General features: G+C 32.3%; 18 protein-coding genes. 6 read left to right on the plus strand and 12 right to left on the minus strand.

Annotation, left to right across the window (positions count from 1 at the left end; all coding sequences use genetic code 11):
- Positions 1 to 780: a MetQ/NlpA family ABC transporter substrate-binding protein gene (locus BKH42_RS00595; RefSeq protein WP_095293717.1), complete on the plus strand. Its 780-nt coding sequence runs from the start codon at positions 1 to 3 to the stop codon at positions 778 to 780.
- Positions 780 to 1,916, plus strand: coding sequence for a DegT/DnrJ/EryC1/StrS family aminotransferase (locus BKH42_RS00600; RefSeq protein ID WP_095293719.1), 1,137 nt, complete (start codon positions 780 to 782; stop codon positions 1,914 to 1,916). The genes BKH42_RS00595 and BKH42_RS00600 overlap by 1 nt, the downstream gene beginning before the upstream one ends.
- A 27-nt stretch (positions 1,917 to 1,943) precedes the next feature.
- Here the strand turns inward: BKH42_RS00600 and luxS are convergent, their stop codons facing one another.
- Positions 1,944 to 2,441: an S-ribosylhomocysteine lyase gene (luxS, locus tag BKH42_RS00605; RefSeq protein ID WP_095293721.1), complete on the minus strand. Its 498-nt coding sequence runs from the start codon at positions 2,439 to 2,441 to the stop codon at positions 1,944 to 1,946.
- 89 nt (positions 2,442 to 2,530) lie between these two features.
- Here luxS and BKH42_RS00610 point away from each other — a divergent pair, with 89 nt between their 5' ends.
- The 3 genes from BKH42_RS00610 (at position 2,531) to BKH42_RS00615 (ending at position 3,860) form a co-directional block, all read left to right on the plus strand.
- Complete coding sequence (locus BKH42_RS00610; RefSeq protein WP_095293723.1) at positions 2,531 to 3,046, plus strand: hypothetical protein; 516 nt, start codon at positions 2,531 to 2,533, stop codon at positions 3,044 to 3,046.
- Positions 3,047 to 3,056: 10 nt separating this feature from the next.
- The gene (locus tag BKH42_RS09370; RefSeq protein ID WP_180673852.1) at positions 3,057 to 3,230 is read left to right on the plus strand and encodes a hypothetical protein; all 174 of its coding nucleotides are present in this window, start codon (positions 3,057 to 3,059) and stop codon (positions 3,228 to 3,230) included.
- 126 nt (positions 3,231 to 3,356) lie between these two features.
- Positions 3,357 to 3,860 (plus strand): ferritin, encoded by a 504-nt coding sequence (locus BKH42_RS00615; RefSeq protein ID WP_095293725.1) that lies wholly within the window; start codon positions 3,357 to 3,359, stop codon positions 3,858 to 3,860.
- Positions 3,861 to 3,885: 25 nt separating this feature from the next.
- Here BKH42_RS00615 and BKH42_RS00620 read toward each other — a convergent pair whose 3' ends face one another.
- Both BKH42_RS00620 and BKH42_RS00625 read right to left on the minus strand, forming a co-directional pair.
- Positions 3,886 to 4,368: a hypothetical protein gene (locus BKH42_RS00620; protein ID WP_095293727.1), complete on the minus strand. Its 483-nt coding sequence runs from the start codon at positions 4,366 to 4,368 to the stop codon at positions 3,886 to 3,888.
- A 109-nt stretch (positions 4,369 to 4,477) separates the two neighbouring features.
- Positions 4,478 to 5,359 carry a hypothetical protein gene (locus tag BKH42_RS00625; RefSeq protein ID WP_095293729.1) on the minus strand — a complete coding sequence of 294 codons (882 nt, stop codon included), beginning with the start codon at positions 5,357 to 5,359 and terminating at the stop codon, positions 4,478 to 4,480.
- 146 nt (positions 5,360 to 5,505) lie between these two features.
- On the opposite strand from BKH42_RS00625, the gene BKH42_RS00630 reads away from it, so the two are divergent.
- Positions 5,506 to 5,757, plus strand: a complete 252-nt coding sequence (locus tag BKH42_RS00630) for a hypothetical protein (RefSeq protein WP_095293731.1) — start codon at positions 5,506 to 5,508, stop codon at positions 5,755 to 5,757.
- Here the strand turns inward: BKH42_RS00630 and BKH42_RS00635 are convergent.
- The 9 genes from BKH42_RS00635 to BKH42_RS00675 all read right to left on the minus strand — a co-directional run bounded on the left by BKH42_RS00635 (position 5,750) and on the right by BKH42_RS00675 (position 15,668).
- The gene (locus tag BKH42_RS00635) at positions 5,750 to 7,084 is read right to left on the minus strand and encodes an MATE family efflux transporter (RefSeq protein ID WP_257874208.1); all 1,335 of its coding nucleotides are present in this window, start codon (positions 7,082 to 7,084) and stop codon (positions 5,750 to 5,752) included. The genes BKH42_RS00630 and BKH42_RS00635 overlap by 8 nt on opposite strands.
- The gene (locus BKH42_RS00640) at positions 7,081 to 7,632 is read right to left on the minus strand and encodes a methyltransferase domain-containing protein (RefSeq protein WP_095293733.1); all 552 of its coding nucleotides are present in this window, start codon (positions 7,630 to 7,632) and stop codon (positions 7,081 to 7,083) included. Before BKH42_RS00640 ends, BKH42_RS00635 begins: the two co-directional genes overlap by 4 nt.
- Before the next feature lie 81 nt (positions 7,633 to 7,713).
- Entirely contained in the window at positions 7,714 to 8,718 is a 1,005-nt protein-coding gene (locus BKH42_RS00645) for a glycosyltransferase (protein WP_095293735.1), read from the minus strand.
- Complete coding sequence (locus BKH42_RS00650) at positions 8,715 to 9,608, minus strand: glycosyltransferase (RefSeq protein ID WP_219349816.1); 894 nt, start codon at positions 9,606 to 9,608, stop codon at positions 8,715 to 8,717. The genes BKH42_RS00645 and BKH42_RS00650 overlap by 4 nt, the downstream gene beginning before the upstream one ends.
- Positions 9,599 to 10,882, minus strand: coding sequence for a glycosyltransferase family 1 protein (locus tag BKH42_RS00655; protein WP_095293739.1), 1,284 nt, complete (start codon positions 10,880 to 10,882; stop codon positions 9,599 to 9,601). Before BKH42_RS00655 ends, BKH42_RS00650 begins: the two co-directional genes overlap by 10 nt.
- A 114-nt stretch (positions 10,883 to 10,996) precedes the next feature.
- Positions 10,997 to 12,418: an O-antigen ligase family protein gene (locus BKH42_RS00660; protein WP_095293741.1), complete on the minus strand. Its 1,422-nt coding sequence runs from the start codon at positions 12,416 to 12,418 to the stop codon at positions 10,997 to 10,999.
- A 3-nt stretch (positions 12,419 to 12,421) separates the two neighbouring features.
- On the minus strand, positions 12,422 to 13,216 hold the full coding sequence (locus tag BKH42_RS00665) for a glycosyltransferase family 2 protein (protein WP_257874209.1): 795 nt from the start codon (positions 13,214 to 13,216) through the stop codon (positions 12,422 to 12,424).
- Positions 13,217 to 13,258: 42 nt separating this feature from the next.
- The gene (gene glf, locus BKH42_RS00670; protein ID WP_095293743.1) at positions 13,259 to 14,359 is read right to left on the minus strand and encodes a UDP-galactopyranose mutase; all 1,101 of its coding nucleotides are present in this window, start codon (positions 14,357 to 14,359) and stop codon (positions 13,259 to 13,261) included.
- Positions 14,360 to 14,363: 4 nt separating this feature from the next.
- On the minus strand, positions 14,364 to 15,668 hold the full coding sequence (locus tag BKH42_RS00675; RefSeq protein ID WP_180673854.1) for a Na+/H+ antiporter NhaC family protein: 1,305 nt from the start codon (positions 15,666 to 15,668) through the stop codon (positions 14,364 to 14,366).
- Positions 15,669 to 15,674 lie beyond the last annotated feature (6 nt).

Consider the following 15,674-nt stretch of genomic DNA (forward strand, 5'->3'; position numbering starts at 1 on the left):
ATGAAAAAAATAAAGTTATTTATTGGTTTTTTGGCTTTACTTACGAGCTTTCAACTCGCTTTTGCAGAAGTTTTAAAAGTGGGTGCGACACCTGTGCCACACGCACAGATTTTAAACTTCATCGTGCCTATGTTAAAAAAAGAAGGGGTTGATCTTAAAATCATTCAATTTACTGATTATGTCACACCAAACCTTGCACTAGCAGATAAATCTATTGATGCGGATTTTATGCAACACGAACCTTATTTGAAAAAAATGAACCAAGATAGAGGTCTGAATCTGGTCGCTATTGCAAAAATTCACGTGGAGCCTTTAGGTCTTTATTCTAAAAAAATAAAATCTATTGATGAGCTCAAAAATGGTGCAAACATTGCAATTCCCAATGATCCAAGCAATGGTGGAAGAGCCCTTATTTTACTCCATAATCACGGGATTATCACTCTAAAAGATCCGAACAATCTTTATGCAACAGAGTTTGATATCATTAAAAATCCTAAAAAAATCAAAATTCGTCCCCTTGAAGCAGCAATGCTTGCAAAATCCCTAAATGACGTTGATGCCGCCGTTATCAATGGTAATTACGCACTTCAAGCCAACCTTAAAGCCAAAGATGCAATTTTTGTTGAGGGAGCTGAATCTCCCTATGCAAATGTTCTAGTAGTGCGAAAAGGAGATGAGAATAGACCAAGTATTGTCAAACTAAAAGAAGCTTTGCAAAGTCAAGAGGTACGAAAATTTATTTTAGATACCTATCAGGGCGAAATCGTTCCTGCATTTTAATGAATATTAAATTTTTAGATCTTGCCCAGGAATACAATGATCTAAAAACAGACATAGATCGTGCTATTTTAGAGGTGCTAGAAAGTAGCTCATTTGTTGGTGGAAAAGCTTTAGAAGATTTTGAGCTTCATTTTGCTGATTTTATGGGGGTAAAGAGGTGTTTGGGGGTGGGCAATGGCACAGATGCACTTGAGATTGCAATCAAAGCATTTGATTTTCCCAAAAATAGCGAAATTATCTTACCGGCAAACTCTTTTATCGCCTCCATAGAAGCTATCATTAACAGTGGTCATAAGGCTGTATTGATTGATTGTGCTGAAGATTTTTTGATCGATATAAAATGTATTCAAAATGCCATTACTGCTAAAACTGTTGCTATTATCCCGGTACATCTGTACGGAAGAGCTTGTAATATGCAAGAAATCATGCACATAGCCCTTGAAAATAATCTGAAAGTTATTGAAGATTGTGCACAAGCACATGGAGCAAAAAGCATTGTAAATGAAAAAATAAAAAATGTTGGTTCTATAGGAGATATTGGGTGCTTTAGCTTTTATCCAGGTAAAAATTTGGGAGCGTATGGAGATGGAGGAGCTATCATTAGTAATCAAGTTGCGTTGATTGAAAAATGCAAGATGATAGCCAATCATGGCATTAATGGGCAAGATAAATATGATCACAAGCTACTTGGATCAAACTCTCGTCTTGATGGAATTCAAGCTGCGATCCTTAATGTCAAACTCAAACATCTACTTGCCTGCAATCATCATCGAGAACAAATCGCTCAGCTTTATACCAAAAAACTCTCTAAAATACCCCATATCATCACCCCACCACCATCACTATATGAAGATCATTGCGTTTGGCATTTATATACCATCATTTTAAAACACATCCCTAGCAAGAGAAATGAACTCAAGCAATATTTACAAGACAATGGAATATCTACAGGGATACACTATCCAAAGGCATTGAGCCAAATCAAAGCAATTTATGAAAATGCAAACTGCATCTTACATCCTTGCTTAAGAGCTACAAAATATTCAGAAAATATTCTGAGCCTTCCTATAGGCAATCACATCAAAGATAGAGAAGTGGATTATATTTGCGAAATGATTAAAAAGTTTTATGAATAAATACCCCACAAAAGTGGGGCAAAAAAATTATTTGAAATTTTTGAGTAATAAATCTTGGGTATTCATCACCCCAATGCCTTGATCTAAAAGCTTTCTAGCAATATCTTGAGCCTCTTTTAAAGAGTGCATTTTTGCTGTGCCACACTGATAGATATTGAGCTCTGGAATGTCTTTTTCATCTTTTACCCTCAAAACATCTCTCATACTAGCTTCCCAAGCATCTTTAACATCATAAGAATCAGGTTCTCCAATAAGACTCATATAAAACCCTGTACGACAACCCATTGGGGAAATGTCAATTATCTCTACCTTTGAATTATTCAAATGTTCTCGCATAAATCCAGCGAATAAATGTTCAAGAGTATGGATTCCTTTTTCACTCAAAATATCTTGATTGGGCTTACAAAAACGCAAATCAAAAACTGATATTTTATCGCCCTTTGGTGTCTGCATACTCTTAGCAAGTCGAACTGCAGGAGCTGGCATAATGGTATGATCAACCTTGAAACTATCTAATAAAGGCATAAAAACTCCTTTGAAATAATAAATAACCGATCTTGATTATATCAAAATTGAGATATAATTGAGTCTCACAAATAAGCAAGGAGAAACCCATGAAGCATTATTTTTTTTGTCTATTCTCATTATTTTTTGCATTAGGTTGCACTCAGATACAGACTCCGCAAATCTCTCAAAGTATAAACAAATGCCCCACGCCACTAGCAAACGTTCATATCAACTCCATTAGTGCTACACAAAATGACTTGAATATCAGCTCTGAAGAAATCAAAAATCTAATGAACGAAAATCTAAAAGATAATTGCTTTACATTAGAAGATACTCAAGATACTTATATGGTTAATATCTCTTATAGTACATCTTTAAAAAGCACTTCTGAGGATAAAATAGCTAGTTCAAAACAACAATCTCAAGCTGCTTCAGAGGTCAAAATATCTCTAAAAAAAGGCACTATTACAAGAACTTTTATAGGAACAAGCAACATTGAACTCAGTGGCAAAAAGATACTGAGCATAGGTTCTGATGCCAAAATCACTCCAGAAATCAAAAATGAATCTATTGCTAAAGCATTCAAAGCAGCCTATGAAAGTATGATTAAAAGCTTTGAATAAGAGAGAGTGAATGAAAAGTATCAAAGTTGGTTTTTTTCTCACCATTTTTGCGATTCTTACACTAAATGGGTGTGGAGCAAAAAAGCCAAAACCTCAAGTCACCTACACGACGATAAAATGTGAGACTATCTGCAAAAACAACCATTGCAACCAAAAATGCATAGGAGTTGAAGAAGTCAAATAAATCCCCTTCCTTATCGGGGGATTTTTAATATTTGATCCTGTCACTTATCCTAAAAAAATTCCATTTACTTTTTTATTCTCATTTTTGATACAATCATGATACAAATTTAAATTGTAAGGAGTTTTTATGTTATCAAAAGAAGTTATTAAATTATTGAATTCTCAGATTCAAAAGGAAATGTTTTCGTCAAATCTTTATCTTAGTATGAGTTCTTGGTGCTATGAAAATAGTTTTGATGGTTCAGGATTATTTCTATCAGATCACGCCGAGGAAGAAAGGGATCACGCAAAAAGAATCATTACTTATTTAAATGAAACCGATTCGCATGTAGAATTAGCAAAGGTAGATGCCCCTGAAAACAAGTTTAAAAGCTTGGTTGAAGTATTTGAAAAAACTTATAAACACGAGAAAGAAATTACTGTTTCTATCAATGAACTTGTAGATCATATGCTTAAAAACAAAGATTATCCAACTTTTAACTTTTTGCAATGGTATGTGAATGAACAACACGAAGAAGAAGCACTTTTTAGAGGTATCGTGGATAAATTAAGACTTATCGGCGATAATGGAAATGGTCTTTATCTTGCAGATCAATATATCAAAAATATTGCTCTCTCTAGAAAAAAATAAATCCTTGTGAGATGGCCAGGCCATCTCATCTCCGAAATATAAAACGGAAAAATCTTTTAAATTCTTTATTGACTTTAGCAAAATCAAAATTACTATTTTTTACACCCACAAAAACACCTTTCATTTCACTTCTCTTTGAAGCATCATCTAGATAATTTCCTTTTATGAGTCTCTCATAATTATCTCCCTTATCAGAATCATTTAAAAATTTGAATCCATATCCCAAATCAAAATCTTTCAAAAAATCTAATTTGTGATCTTGCGATAAATTTAAATAATCATAGCTAGGTTTGTATTGATACCCTGAGGATAAATATGCATTAATAGAATCTATTTGATGTGAAAAAAGAATACTAACCCCGCTTCTATTTGTAGTGATATTTTTATTACAACCTGATGCTTTTCCATCAGATAAAGTGCAATAAAGTTGCTTATCATTACTTGATGAGTGATTTTTCTGTGCATAAAGACTGAAAGCTAATGACAGTATAATCAATATTTTATTCATTATCATCTCCAAAATGAATACTTTATTGATTATAGCACAGGACAATCAAGAAAAAAATCAACAAATGCTAAATAAAATATCCCATAACTCCCTATCAATAGGCTTTCAATCAAAAAAGTAAATCTAATGCCATATAAAATGAAGTTGAGCGGAGTGTATCTTTTCCATATATGTCAATTTGTTCAGATGTATTACTGCCAATTTGTGTTGCAGAACTCATTTGATAAGCGATATCATAATAATCATATAATCTCACTTTGCAACCCACATCAATGCGTATTCTCCGTGCGATTGTCTGAGAAACTCCAAAATTCATATATCCACCTTTAATATTCACGTTTGGGGAATCTTTTTCTTTGAGTTTATTGAACATTTCTCCAAAATTATAATCATATCCCAAGCCCAAAAATATACCAAAAGGAGAGCGACCTTTCGTAAAATCAAAAAGATAATCTATGCCCGCAGAAGCAGTATAATAGACACTATCTTCAAAATCTACAAATGGAGCATATTTATGTGTATTTAGTTTTAGGTTCCCTGTTGTAAAACTAACGATAAATCTAAGACCATTTCTAGGAGTGAAAAAATAGTTATAACCAAATCGTCCTCCATAACCAACTGATGATTTGCCACTATAACTTGAAGTTTTGATGTTATTTTGGGTGGTTGAGTATCCACCTGGTTTGACATAAGATCCATGACAAGAGGATTTGCCATCAGGTAGTTTGGTGCAAACCAGATCTGTTTCAGTAGGGGTCAGAGTTACTCTTGTTGTCTCTTGATCTAATTTTAATTCATCATCATAGCAAGTATATGAGAAAATACCACCCATAAAAAATCTACTTTTATCTCTAGCAATACTTGCATTCCTCATTGTTTTGTCTGAAAAATAATTAGACTGAGTATCTGGAGTCCCAAGAAGATCTTGAGCATTTGTTATTACAGATAAGCAAAATATACTAGATAAAATAATCAATGTTTTTTTGTCCATAATAAACTCCTAAAAAACAAATTTTTACCTATTAATGATATTAAAAATAAAATTAAGATGTTCTTATGTATTGTATTATTCTCTATATTGATTTATCATAAAATAACCGTTAATATATATTCAAATACCCCAAATAAGGAAAATTGATGAAAAAAAGCTTATTATTTTTATCTGTGTTCTCGATTTTATCAGCAAATTCTCCTCAGATGATTCCTCAGCAGATAAAATTTCCCAAACATATTGATGAATGTATCGATGGGTATTTATATAGAGCTTTTGTAGATCAAAAAAATCAAATCATTCAAGCTTCTATTCACCAAGTAATGGAAAAAAGTTCCTTGCATGAAAAAATATTGCCTAAAACTTGCAAAGCACAACCAAAAGATATTATCAAATAGTTTTACCTGGACGTTTCCACGTCCCCCTAGAAAATACAATCCAAAAAATAAATGCTCGAATATAAGTCTCTATAAAAATCATTACAAAAATCCATTCTACCCCAAATCCAAGGTGCAATAATACCCACATCGGAAAAATCCTGAACACCCAAATACTGAGTGCATTTATCCAAAGTGAAATCTTAGTGATCCCTGCTCCCCTTAAAGATCCATCAAGCACAAAAATCCATATAAGAGGTACTTGAGAAAGCCCTACTGCTAAAAGATACATTTTGGATATATGAATCACCTCTTGCTCATTAGCAAAAATAGATGAAAAAAACTCAGCAAAAAATGCCATCACCAATCCTAAAATACCCATAATAAAAGAAGAAATTTTCAAAATAGTTTTAACAAAATCACTTGCAATATCCACCCTATTTGCACCCAAACTCTGTCCTACTAATGCCATCGCAGCAACCATAAAGCCAAAACCAGGCATAAACGAAAATGCTTCAATCCTAGTCCCAATCTGTGAACCAGCTAAAACACTATCTCCATATTCTGATAAAAATTTTGTAGTTAGCACTAAAGAAAATAATGTTAAAAGTCTCTCCAATCCCGCAGGAATACCAATTCTAAGAGCATTTTTAAAAAACTTAAAATGGAATTTAAAACAAAAACTCAAATAAGTCTTTTGCCTAAACATCAGTGCAAATAAAATCATTAATTCCAAATAAGCAATAATAACATTTGAATACCCCGCCCCCACAATTCCAAGTTCAGGAAACCCAAACTTGCCAAAAATAAGGATATAGTTCAACAAAATACAAAGCGATGTAGTGAAAATCCTCATCAAAAAAGGTGTGATAGTATCACCAATACCTGCAAGTGCTGAGATAATGATATTTTTTAAAAACATCGCTGGAAGTGAATAAATAACAATTTTTAAATAAATCTCTCCCAGTCTTCTGGCCTCTACCCCCATAGTGATCCAACTCAAAAATTTTGGATAACCCCAAATGGCGATAAAAACCATGGGGAAACAGACAAAAACTGATCCAATAAGCAAGGTAGAAAAAACAAGATTTGAGTTTTCTTTATCCTTTGCTCCAAAAAATCTAGATATTTGTGCATTTGTTCCAATATAAAAAATTGCATTGATAGTATAAAAAAGCATAAAAAAATTGAGGCCTACACCCACTGCAACAATATGCTCACTAGAAAGTTTTCCCATAAAAAACATCGAAATTGCTATAACAAAAATATCTAAAAAAGAATTCGCTCCTGAAGGAAGTGCAATGCTTAAGATTTTTTTTAATTTTTGCTTGAATGTATAACGAATCACTCTGATCTCTTTTTGGCACAAAACTGAACTGCTTGAATATTTTTGCCTGATCGATTGATGAGTTTTTTATCATAATATAAAATATCAAAATTCCAAAACATCTCTTGAAGCTCTCCTTCCTGAAGGATTTTTTCTTCATGAATATTAGCAGGATAACTATCATTTTTAATAAAGGTTTCCATCAAGAAGACACCTCCAACTTTCAAACCCTTTTTGATACCTTCAAAAAGTCTTCGATCTAAAAAATAAAAATCCAAAATCACCTCATAATGATCAGGTATTATTTCATAATGATCTAAATCCAAACACAAAGGAATAATATTGGGTATATTCACAAGCTTATTAATAGCTACAGGTGAAATGTCTATACACTCACAAACAAAACCTCTATCTGCTAAAAACTTCGCATTCCTCCCATTCCCACAAGCAATGTCCAAAACTCTCCCTTTAGGTAAAGTCTGTACACATTTTACTAAAAATTCACTCTGTGAGTTTGGCATAAAATCTTTTAGATGTTTCTCATCCCACTTGAGCATATCTTCCTTCATTTTCTTCCTCAAATGTTTTAAAAATCATACCCCTAATTCAATGCATTCTACCTGAGAAATTACTATCCTTATAAATAACCTTTATCGTTTTATAAGCTTGTATTTTAGCCATCTAAGTCCTGTATATGAGTGATAAATAACTCCTAATGGAATATAGCGCAATAACAAAAAACTAATTCTAGTTATTTTTGACATTCTTGAGTCATTCATAAGAATGCAAATAAGACCATAAATCTCTAATTTGATTTTATCATCAGGTATTTTTTGATTTTTGGCTACATAAATACTCAACAATAAATAGCGAATATATTTTTTAAAAACAGGAGTTAAAACTACTGTGGGAAACTCTTTGTGTTGATTAAAAAATTCATTCATATCTTTTATTCTTGCTAAAGGAATGCTAAAGTCTATTAAATTGCTTGAAGCATTTGGATTATTCTGACGATAAAAATAGTAGGGATCTTGAATATAGGAGATTTTTTTTGCCAAACACATGGTTTCAATAAAAAAAGGGTTATCTACCCAAGAAGCACCTTTTGCCTGAATAAAGTTGATTTTATTTTCAAATAAAAATTCCCTCTTATAAACCCCTGCCCAAATACTTGGATGATAGAATAACAAAGAAGGAAAATCCTCTATCTTAAAAATTTCCTTGGGAGGTTTGATGTTTTGTGTCCATTTAGGGATAACCTGATAACTATCTTTGAGATCTTGTGCGTCAAAATACTCATAATAAGCACATTTAAGAACATCTAAATCATCTCTTTTGGCCACCTTTACAAGCATCTCATACATTGAAAAATCAATAAAATCATCAGGTTCTAAAATCGCTATATATTCTCCTAATGCCTTATGAAGACCAATATTGCAACTATCACCATATCCTGAATTTTCTTTATCAACCACTTCAATTCTTTTGTCATTTTTGGCATATTCTAAAACAATAGCCAAAGAATCATCACTTGAGCCATCATTGACACAAATTATCTGTATATTTTTAAGGGTTTGAAAAACAACGCTATCTAGACATTGCCTTAAATATTTTTCTACATTATAAATAGGAATAATGATACTCAAATCAATCATTTTATCGCCATATTAATGATTTTATCAGCCAAATTTTTTATCCACAATCTACGTTTGGACCCTATGGGAAATAAAATCTTTAGGATAATTTTTTTTGGGAATTGTTTGAATCTGAACTTCAGAGTTTTTTGTTCCCTAAGATAATCTTTTATCATTTTTCTTCGTTTTAACATCGCTTGTTTTTGAACAAAAAAATAAGAATCCTTCTCCCACCAAGAATTCCCATAGTGATGTGCCAAAACCGATCTATGAGTTAAATCCTCTAAAATTGGAGTCTTTCCATAAGAAATGGGAGAGAAATAATCTTTGGGATAGATTTTGACCCTATCTGCAATAATAGGTTCTTTAAATCCAAAAATATAACCCTTTGACTCATTAAAACTGCCATTATCTAGGAAATATAATGCAGTGATTTTTGGACCTATCAATAATTCTTTACGTGCTAAATAAAGTTTTCCTAAATTTTCATAAATCTCGCACATAAATTTAGCCAAATTGGAGTTAGGTTTACTCGCCATAGAGTGACTTGTATAGCCTCCTTTTTGGTTTGATTCTATTCCAATAATAGCATCATATTCTTCTGATATGCTAAGCTCATCAATTAAAATATCCAAACCTTCTTTAGAGACAATCTCTATATCTCCATCTAAATAAATCCCCCCATACTCCTTTAAAACCCACCACCTAAAATAATCACTCAAGAACACTCCATCTTGAAGTTTAACCATTGCCCGAACATAAGAATTCACATCCAAAGGGAGATTGGTTGCATTCCAATTTCTGAATTCATAACCTTTAAGTTTTTCTTTCCAGTTCTGAAAATACTCCTGATAAATATCCTCCTCCCCTCCAAATCCAAAAAATATACGGTGCACAACCTTCAAAGACATTTTGACTCCAGAACAGCCTTCATTCTCTCGGCCATTTCTTGCACACATTTTTTCCAGCTAAATTTTTTGGCTTGATTGATTCCCTTCAAAGATAGCTCTTGTGCAAAAGATGAATCTAAATAAATTTTTTTAAAAGCTTCTTTCAATGCCAAAGAATCACTAGGACTAATAAGTATCCCGCCATCGCCAACAACTTCAGGAATAGAAGTGACGTTAGAGGCTATGAGTGGAGCACCACAAGACATCGCCTCAAGTGCAGGTAATCCAAACCCTTCATAAACAGAAAGATATACACTACACAAACTATGTGAATATAAATTTGACAAATCCCCATCATCAACATAACCTGCACGAATGATTTTATTTTTATAAACTCCTAAATTGTGAATTTTATCTTCTAGCTTTTGGATAAACTCTTCCCAATGACCCCCAGCAAGAACAAAAACAACATCTTGGATTTCATTTTGTTTGATAAATTCTATAAAATTTTCAACTATAAATATTACATTCTTTCTAGGTTCAATCGAACACAGACTAAAGATATATTTTTTATCTTTAGGAATGTGATACTTTTCTCTGATAAGATGATTTTTCCTCTCATTTTTATCAGGATAAAAGTTTTCATTCACTCCTAAATGAGCTACGCTGATCTTATGAGGATCTATCTGAGGACAATGCTTAATAAAATCTTCTTTGGTATAAACTGAATTAGCAAAATAGTAATCCTCTGAATTTAAAGAGTTAAAGAGCTGATAAAACCAGCTTTTTTTCGAGACGAAATATCCTTCACATACTATAGGTATGAGATCGTGCAATAAAGTGAATTTGATAATCCTATCATTATCTTTAAAAATCTGAGGAATTTTTTCCATAGGAGAGAAAAAGACATAATATTCATCTTTATCTAAAGCAAGAGTATCAAAAACACTGAATATTTTTTTTAATATAAGCAACATTAAAGTAAAAGATTTCGCAAAAAACATCTGCACAATATTTTTAGGAAAAAACAAAGAACGCAAATAAAACCCGTAAGAAACCCACTGATTGGGTTTAGAATACAAAAAGATATTTTGGATATCCCTGAGTTTATCATCAGATTGAGAATATTTTTTCAAAGCATAAAGAGATTTAATATCACAATAAAGCAACACTTCAAAATTTTCATTTTGCAACATTTCTAAAAATAAATTATAAGCACTAAAAAATATTCCTGATCTAGAGATATTTTTCTTTGCAATATTTCCAAGCACTGTGGCATCAAAAATGACTTTCATTGTTTTAATCCTTCATATTTAAAAAAATATTTTCTTAATAACCCTGAATAACTCGTGTACAAATTAGAATATTGTTTTGAAATGATCATTCAGACAATTGTAAAAACAAAATAATCATAAACTATTCTCTCGCTTTGGCTTCCTACAAGCAAGTCCTAAAACTAATCCAGAGAGAATAAAAAACGAATAATCAAGCTTACTATAAGCCAATATTACATCAAAAAACATAAAAACAATCAAGCCTGTTAAAAAAACCAAAAAACCAAAAATTGGAATATCTAAACACATTGAACCCGTAATCTTTGTAGCAGACAAACAAATTCTAATTAGCACAAAAATCTGAATGACTATAAGACTAAAACCAATCACACCTAATTCAAAAATCAAAGAAACAATCATATTGTGCATATGAGTGTGTGGAGCTAAATCTAAATTTTCAATACTGGAAACATGATACATATGTTGTTTAGATTCAATATCAACATTTCGTGAAAAATTTTTATAAAAAAATTGTGCCCCAAATCCATTTGGTCTAAAAGGATTTTTTGAAATATATATCAGTGTCGCTTTAAGCAAAGATATTCTATCAAGTGCATTTATTTCAAAATTAAAACGACTATCAAGCTTATCTCCGCTAAATTTAGAGCACTTATAACTTGTTAAATTATTGAAACAAAACACATCGAATCTACCCATCTCAGCAGGCGCATAACTCCAAACGATACCAATATGCTCAATCATTTTTCTAAAGTCAAGTCGTTCTCCAAGATGAGGACTACCAAAATACCCTCCCACACTAACAAGCACAATCCCTCCAAATACAAGACAAAGAAGACTTTTTTTCAATATATGTCTAAACAAAATTAGTGATACCAGCAACATTGCAACAACAGAAAAAATAAAAGCTCGTGTACCGTTGGCATACATTGCAAAAAGACTCACAAGCAAGAGCAAGACCCCCAGAAATCTCCATCTCGCTCTAAAATAAACTATCATTACTAAGCTCAAAGCAAATGCAAGGATTAAAAATAAACCATAAGGGATTATAGGCATGTCTCCAAACCCAACAAAACGTTCTATTGTGGGAGTAGAAGAATTTGTAGCATAATGAAAGATTGTCGACAATGGTTGTAAAAAAACAACAAAACTAAAACAGAAAAACAAAAATTCCAAAGCTTTTTGAGTTAAGTTTTTCATCACAAAATAAAACATCAAAGCCAGAAACAAAGGTGCTATCAAAAAAATACTCACAGCTCTAAATGTAGCTTTGGCATCAAAAGCAAAATACATTGATGCCAAAGCTACTACAATCACACCAATATGGCTTAAAATCCAAAGCTTTATAGGATAAAATTCTTTAATAAAGCCCCGCAAAGAAAATTCATAATGATAAAAACAGATCACTACTCCCAGAAAGCAAAACATTACCGCATATCTAAAATCAACTATCTCAAATAAAAAATACGCAAATACCATCAAAAAAGCAATCGTATAAGATTTTATATTATCAAAAACCTTTATTTTAGATTCTAACATTTTTTACCCACCAAAATAGAAAAACTGTTTTTTGATGCCATAATAAATGTAATGAATAAAATAATACACACTTGAAAAAAAACTTAATTTTTCTACCTGTCTATAGACCTCCCATTGACGTTTAGCAGATTTAATTTTATTATAAGTATCACTACCCTTACGAATGCGAATAGAAGCTAGAAAGTACTTGGGGGGGGGGGCAAAGCTATGATATTGTTTGAGTATTTTTAACCAAATTTCATAATCATGACGAATATTACCACTACAAAGTTTTCCTAAAACACTGCTGTCATAAACGGCTGTAGAATTTGCTATATCGCAAGTTTTAAGAATGTCTTCATAGCTAATATCACTTTTGGGGACAAAAGAACCAAGTTTATTGTTTTTTTCATCAATGACAAGATATGAGGTGTGTGAAAATGAGATATTTTTTGATAACATAAATTGTATTTGGATTTTGAGTTTATCTTTTTCCCAAACATCATCTGAATCTAAAAAAGCAATAAACCTACCTTGTGCTTTCTCTAAGGCAATGTTACGAGCTTCAGAAACACCGACATTTTTATGTAATGCAATACAAGAAATTCTACTGTCTTTCTTAGAAAATGCCTCAATAATACCCACACTTCCATCATTTGAAGCATCATCAACAACCAAACACTCAAAATCTTCAAAACTTTGAGAAAGAACCGAATCAAGTGTAAATGCTATAAAATCAGCTGTGTTATAGCTAGGAATAATAATTGACACAAGTGGTTTCTTCTCTTCTTTATGAATATTAAAATCGCTACAATTCAACTTCTTCCTTACAAAATATGATCTTTTGAAAACAATCCAGCCCTATGCTCTTGCCTTTATTATATCAAATAATTCTAAAATTTTTAGGATTGCTTTATCTATATCGTAATATTGATACTCTCCTAATCTGCCTATAAAATAAATATTTTTAAATCTTGAAGCTTCTTGTAAATACCTCTCATATAATTTTTTATTTTTATTATTGGGAATGGGATAAAATCTCTCCATTCCCTTCTTATATTTTCTAGGATATTCAAAACCAACGATACTGTGAGGGGTTTTTTGATCTAAAAAATATTTATATTCAATGATTCGAGTAAAATCATAATTATTAGGATAATTCACCACTGAATTGACTTGAAAATATTCATTTTGAATTTTTCTAATATCAAATTCCAAACTCCTATAAGGTAATTCTCCATAACAATAATCAAAATATTCATCAATCCCCCCACTATAAAATATCCTATCATACCCCTCAGTAGAAATATCTTTAAAATCTTGATTCAACCTCACTTCAATCAAAGAATTCTGAATCATCTTCTCGCACATACTAGTATATCCTCCAAAAGGGATACCTTGAAATTTATCCTTAAAGTATCTATTATCTTTCCCTACGCACACAGGAACTCTAGCCATCACCGATGGATCAAGCTCATCTGGTTCACACTGCCATTGCTTGAGTGTGTAATGATAAAAAATATTCTGGTAAATAAAATCACTTAAAAATTTCAATTCCTGCACTTTAGAGAGTTCTAAAATAGACACTTTACTCTCATAGTCATAAAGCCTAAGAAGTTGTTTTTCCAATTTCTTAGATAATCGCTTAGGAAAAAGCATTGATAAGGAAGTTAAATTGAAGGGCACTGGCACAAAATAACCATTGACAAAAGCTTTTACTTCGTGCATATAAGGATAAAAACGACAAAATGAATTCAGATATTCCCATACCCTATTAGAATCTGTATGAAAAATATGTGCTCCATATTTATGAACCAAAATTCCTTCATCTTCATAATCATACAAATTCCCACCAATATGATCTCTTCTATCAATAATCAAGACTTCTTCTTGAAGTTCATTAGCCAATCGCTCTGCTAAAACAAGTCCTGATATCCCCGCTCCAACAATAAGATTTCTCATCACTTTAACCCAATATCATTGCACCCACTACTCCAAATATCATCAAAGGGATATTATAAGCAATGAAAGTAGGAACGCAAGTATCCCAAATATGATTATGCTGATCATCAATATTCAAACCAGAAGTAGGTCCCATAGTACTAGAAGAAGCAGGAGAACCAGCATCTCCTAAAGCCCCTGCAATTCCTAAAAGCAATATCGTGGCACTCATTCCAAAACCAAGCTCTACACACAAAGGACAATAAAATGCCGCAATAACAGGAATAGTACCAAAGGAAGTCCCGATACCCAAAGTCACCAAAAGACCTATAAAAAGCATCAAAATCGCTCCTCCGAGCTTCCCGCCAACCATATTTACAGTGCTACTCACAAGATCCCCTATAGCTCCACTCTCTTTGAGAACTTCCCCAAACCCAGCAGCAATAAGCATTACAAAGGCAATGAAAGCCATCATCTTCATCCCTTCATCAATCACCATATCCATTTCATTCCATTTGATGACCTTCCCTATGAGCATCACAATAAGCCCAATAAATGCTCCAAAAGGAAGCGAACCTGTATAAATCTGCACACCAAAAGCTATAACTGCTCCTGCTAATGCAAAATAATCTTGCAAACTCAAATGTGCATTTTGCAATTTTTCCTCTTGTTGGGAGAAAATCTCCTCTCTATATTCTCTAGGTTTTCTATACAAAACAAGTATTGAAATCACAAGTCCCACAACCATACTTGCTCCACCTATCCACATCACACTAGCAATATCTGAAAGTGAAACTTGTATGCCATTTTGAATCATCTGATCACGTAAGATAGTATGAAAAATGAGTCCAAAACCTACAGGTATGCAGATATAGGGTGCTTCAAGTCCAAAAGTAAGAGCACAAGAAATAGCTCTTCTGTCAATTTTAAGCTTGTTCATCAGTCCCAACAAAGGAGGAATCAAGATCGGTATAAAGGCGATATGAACAGGAATAAGATTTTGAGAAAAACAAGCAATAAAGGCAATAAAAAAACATAAAAATATAGATCTACCATTAATCATTTTGGTCATTTTTGCGATTAAAACCTTTGTTAAATTGCCCTGAGATATGGCCACCGCTAAAGCACCAAGCAAAATATAACTCAATGCAGTTTCAAGATTGCCTTTCATTCCAGCTATCATAATATCAACTGTTTGAATAATGCCCATACCTGATACAATCCCAGCAACTATACAAGCACTGATAATTGATAACAAAACATTCATACGAAACAAACACAAAACACTCATCACAAAAACAGCGACCACAACAGGGTTGAATAAAATCAAATCTAT

This window comes from Helicobacter sp. 13S00482-2 (assembly GCF_002272795.1).
In the GTDB taxonomy this organism is placed as follows: Bacteria; Campylobacterota; Campylobacteria; order Campylobacterales; family Helicobacteraceae; genus Helicobacter_J.

Bases quoted from the DNA above. Each gene is read 5' to 3' on its own strand.
- BKH42_RS00645 (WP_095293735.1), bottom strand. From the start codon at position 8,718: ATGATTGATTTGAGTATCATTATTCCTATTTATAATGTAGAAAAATAT.
- BKH42_RS00615 (WP_095293725.1), top strand. From the start codon at position 3,357: ATGTTATCAAAAGAAGTTATTAAATTATTGAATTCTCAGATTCAAAAG.
- BKH42_RS00630 (WP_095293731.1), top strand. From the start codon at position 5,506: ATGAAAAAAAGCTTATTATTTTTATCTGTGTTCTCGATTTTATCAGCA.
- BKH42_RS00600 (WP_095293719.1), top strand. From the start codon at position 780: ATGAATATTAAATTTTTAGATCTTGCCCAGGAATACAATGATCTAAAA.
- BKH42_RS00620 (WP_095293727.1), bottom strand. From the start codon at position 4,368: ATGAATAAAATATTGATTATACTGTCATTAGCTTTCAGTCTTTATGCA.
- BKH42_RS00625 (WP_095293729.1), bottom strand. From the start codon at position 5,359: ATGGACAAAAAAACATTGATTATTTTATCTAGTATATTTTGCTTATCT.
- BKH42_RS00640 (WP_095293733.1), bottom strand. From the start codon at position 7,632: ATGAAGGAAGATATGCTCAAGTGGGATGAGAAACATCTAAAAGATTTT.
- BKH42_RS00595 (WP_095293717.1), top strand. From the start codon at position 1: ATGAAAAAAATAAAGTTATTTATTGGTTTTTTGGCTTTACTTACGAGC.
- BKH42_RS00610 (WP_095293723.1), top strand. From the start codon at position 2,531: ATGAAGCATTATTTTTTTTGTCTATTCTCATTATTTTTTGCATTAGGT.
- BKH42_RS00650 (WP_219349816.1), bottom strand. From the start codon at position 9,608: ATGTCTTTGAAGGTTGTGCACCGTATATTTTTTGGATTTGGAGGGGAG.
- BKH42_RS00660 (WP_095293741.1), bottom strand. From the start codon at position 12,418: ATGTTAGAATCTAAAATAAAGGTTTTTGATAATATAAAATCTTATACG.
- luxS (WP_095293721.1), bottom strand. From the start codon at position 2,441: ATGCCTTTATTAGATAGTTTCAAGGTTGATCATACCATTATGCCAGCT.
- BKH42_RS09370 (WP_180673852.1), top strand. From the start codon at position 3,057: ATGAAAAGTATCAAAGTTGGTTTTTTTCTCACCATTTTTGCGATTCTT.
- glf (WP_095293743.1), bottom strand. From the start codon at position 14,359: ATGAGAAATCTTATTGTTGGAGCGGGGATATCAGGACTTGTTTTAGCA.
- BKH42_RS00655 (WP_095293739.1), bottom strand. From the start codon at position 10,882: ATGAAAGTCATTTTTGATGCCACAGTGCTTGGAAATATTGCAAAGAAA.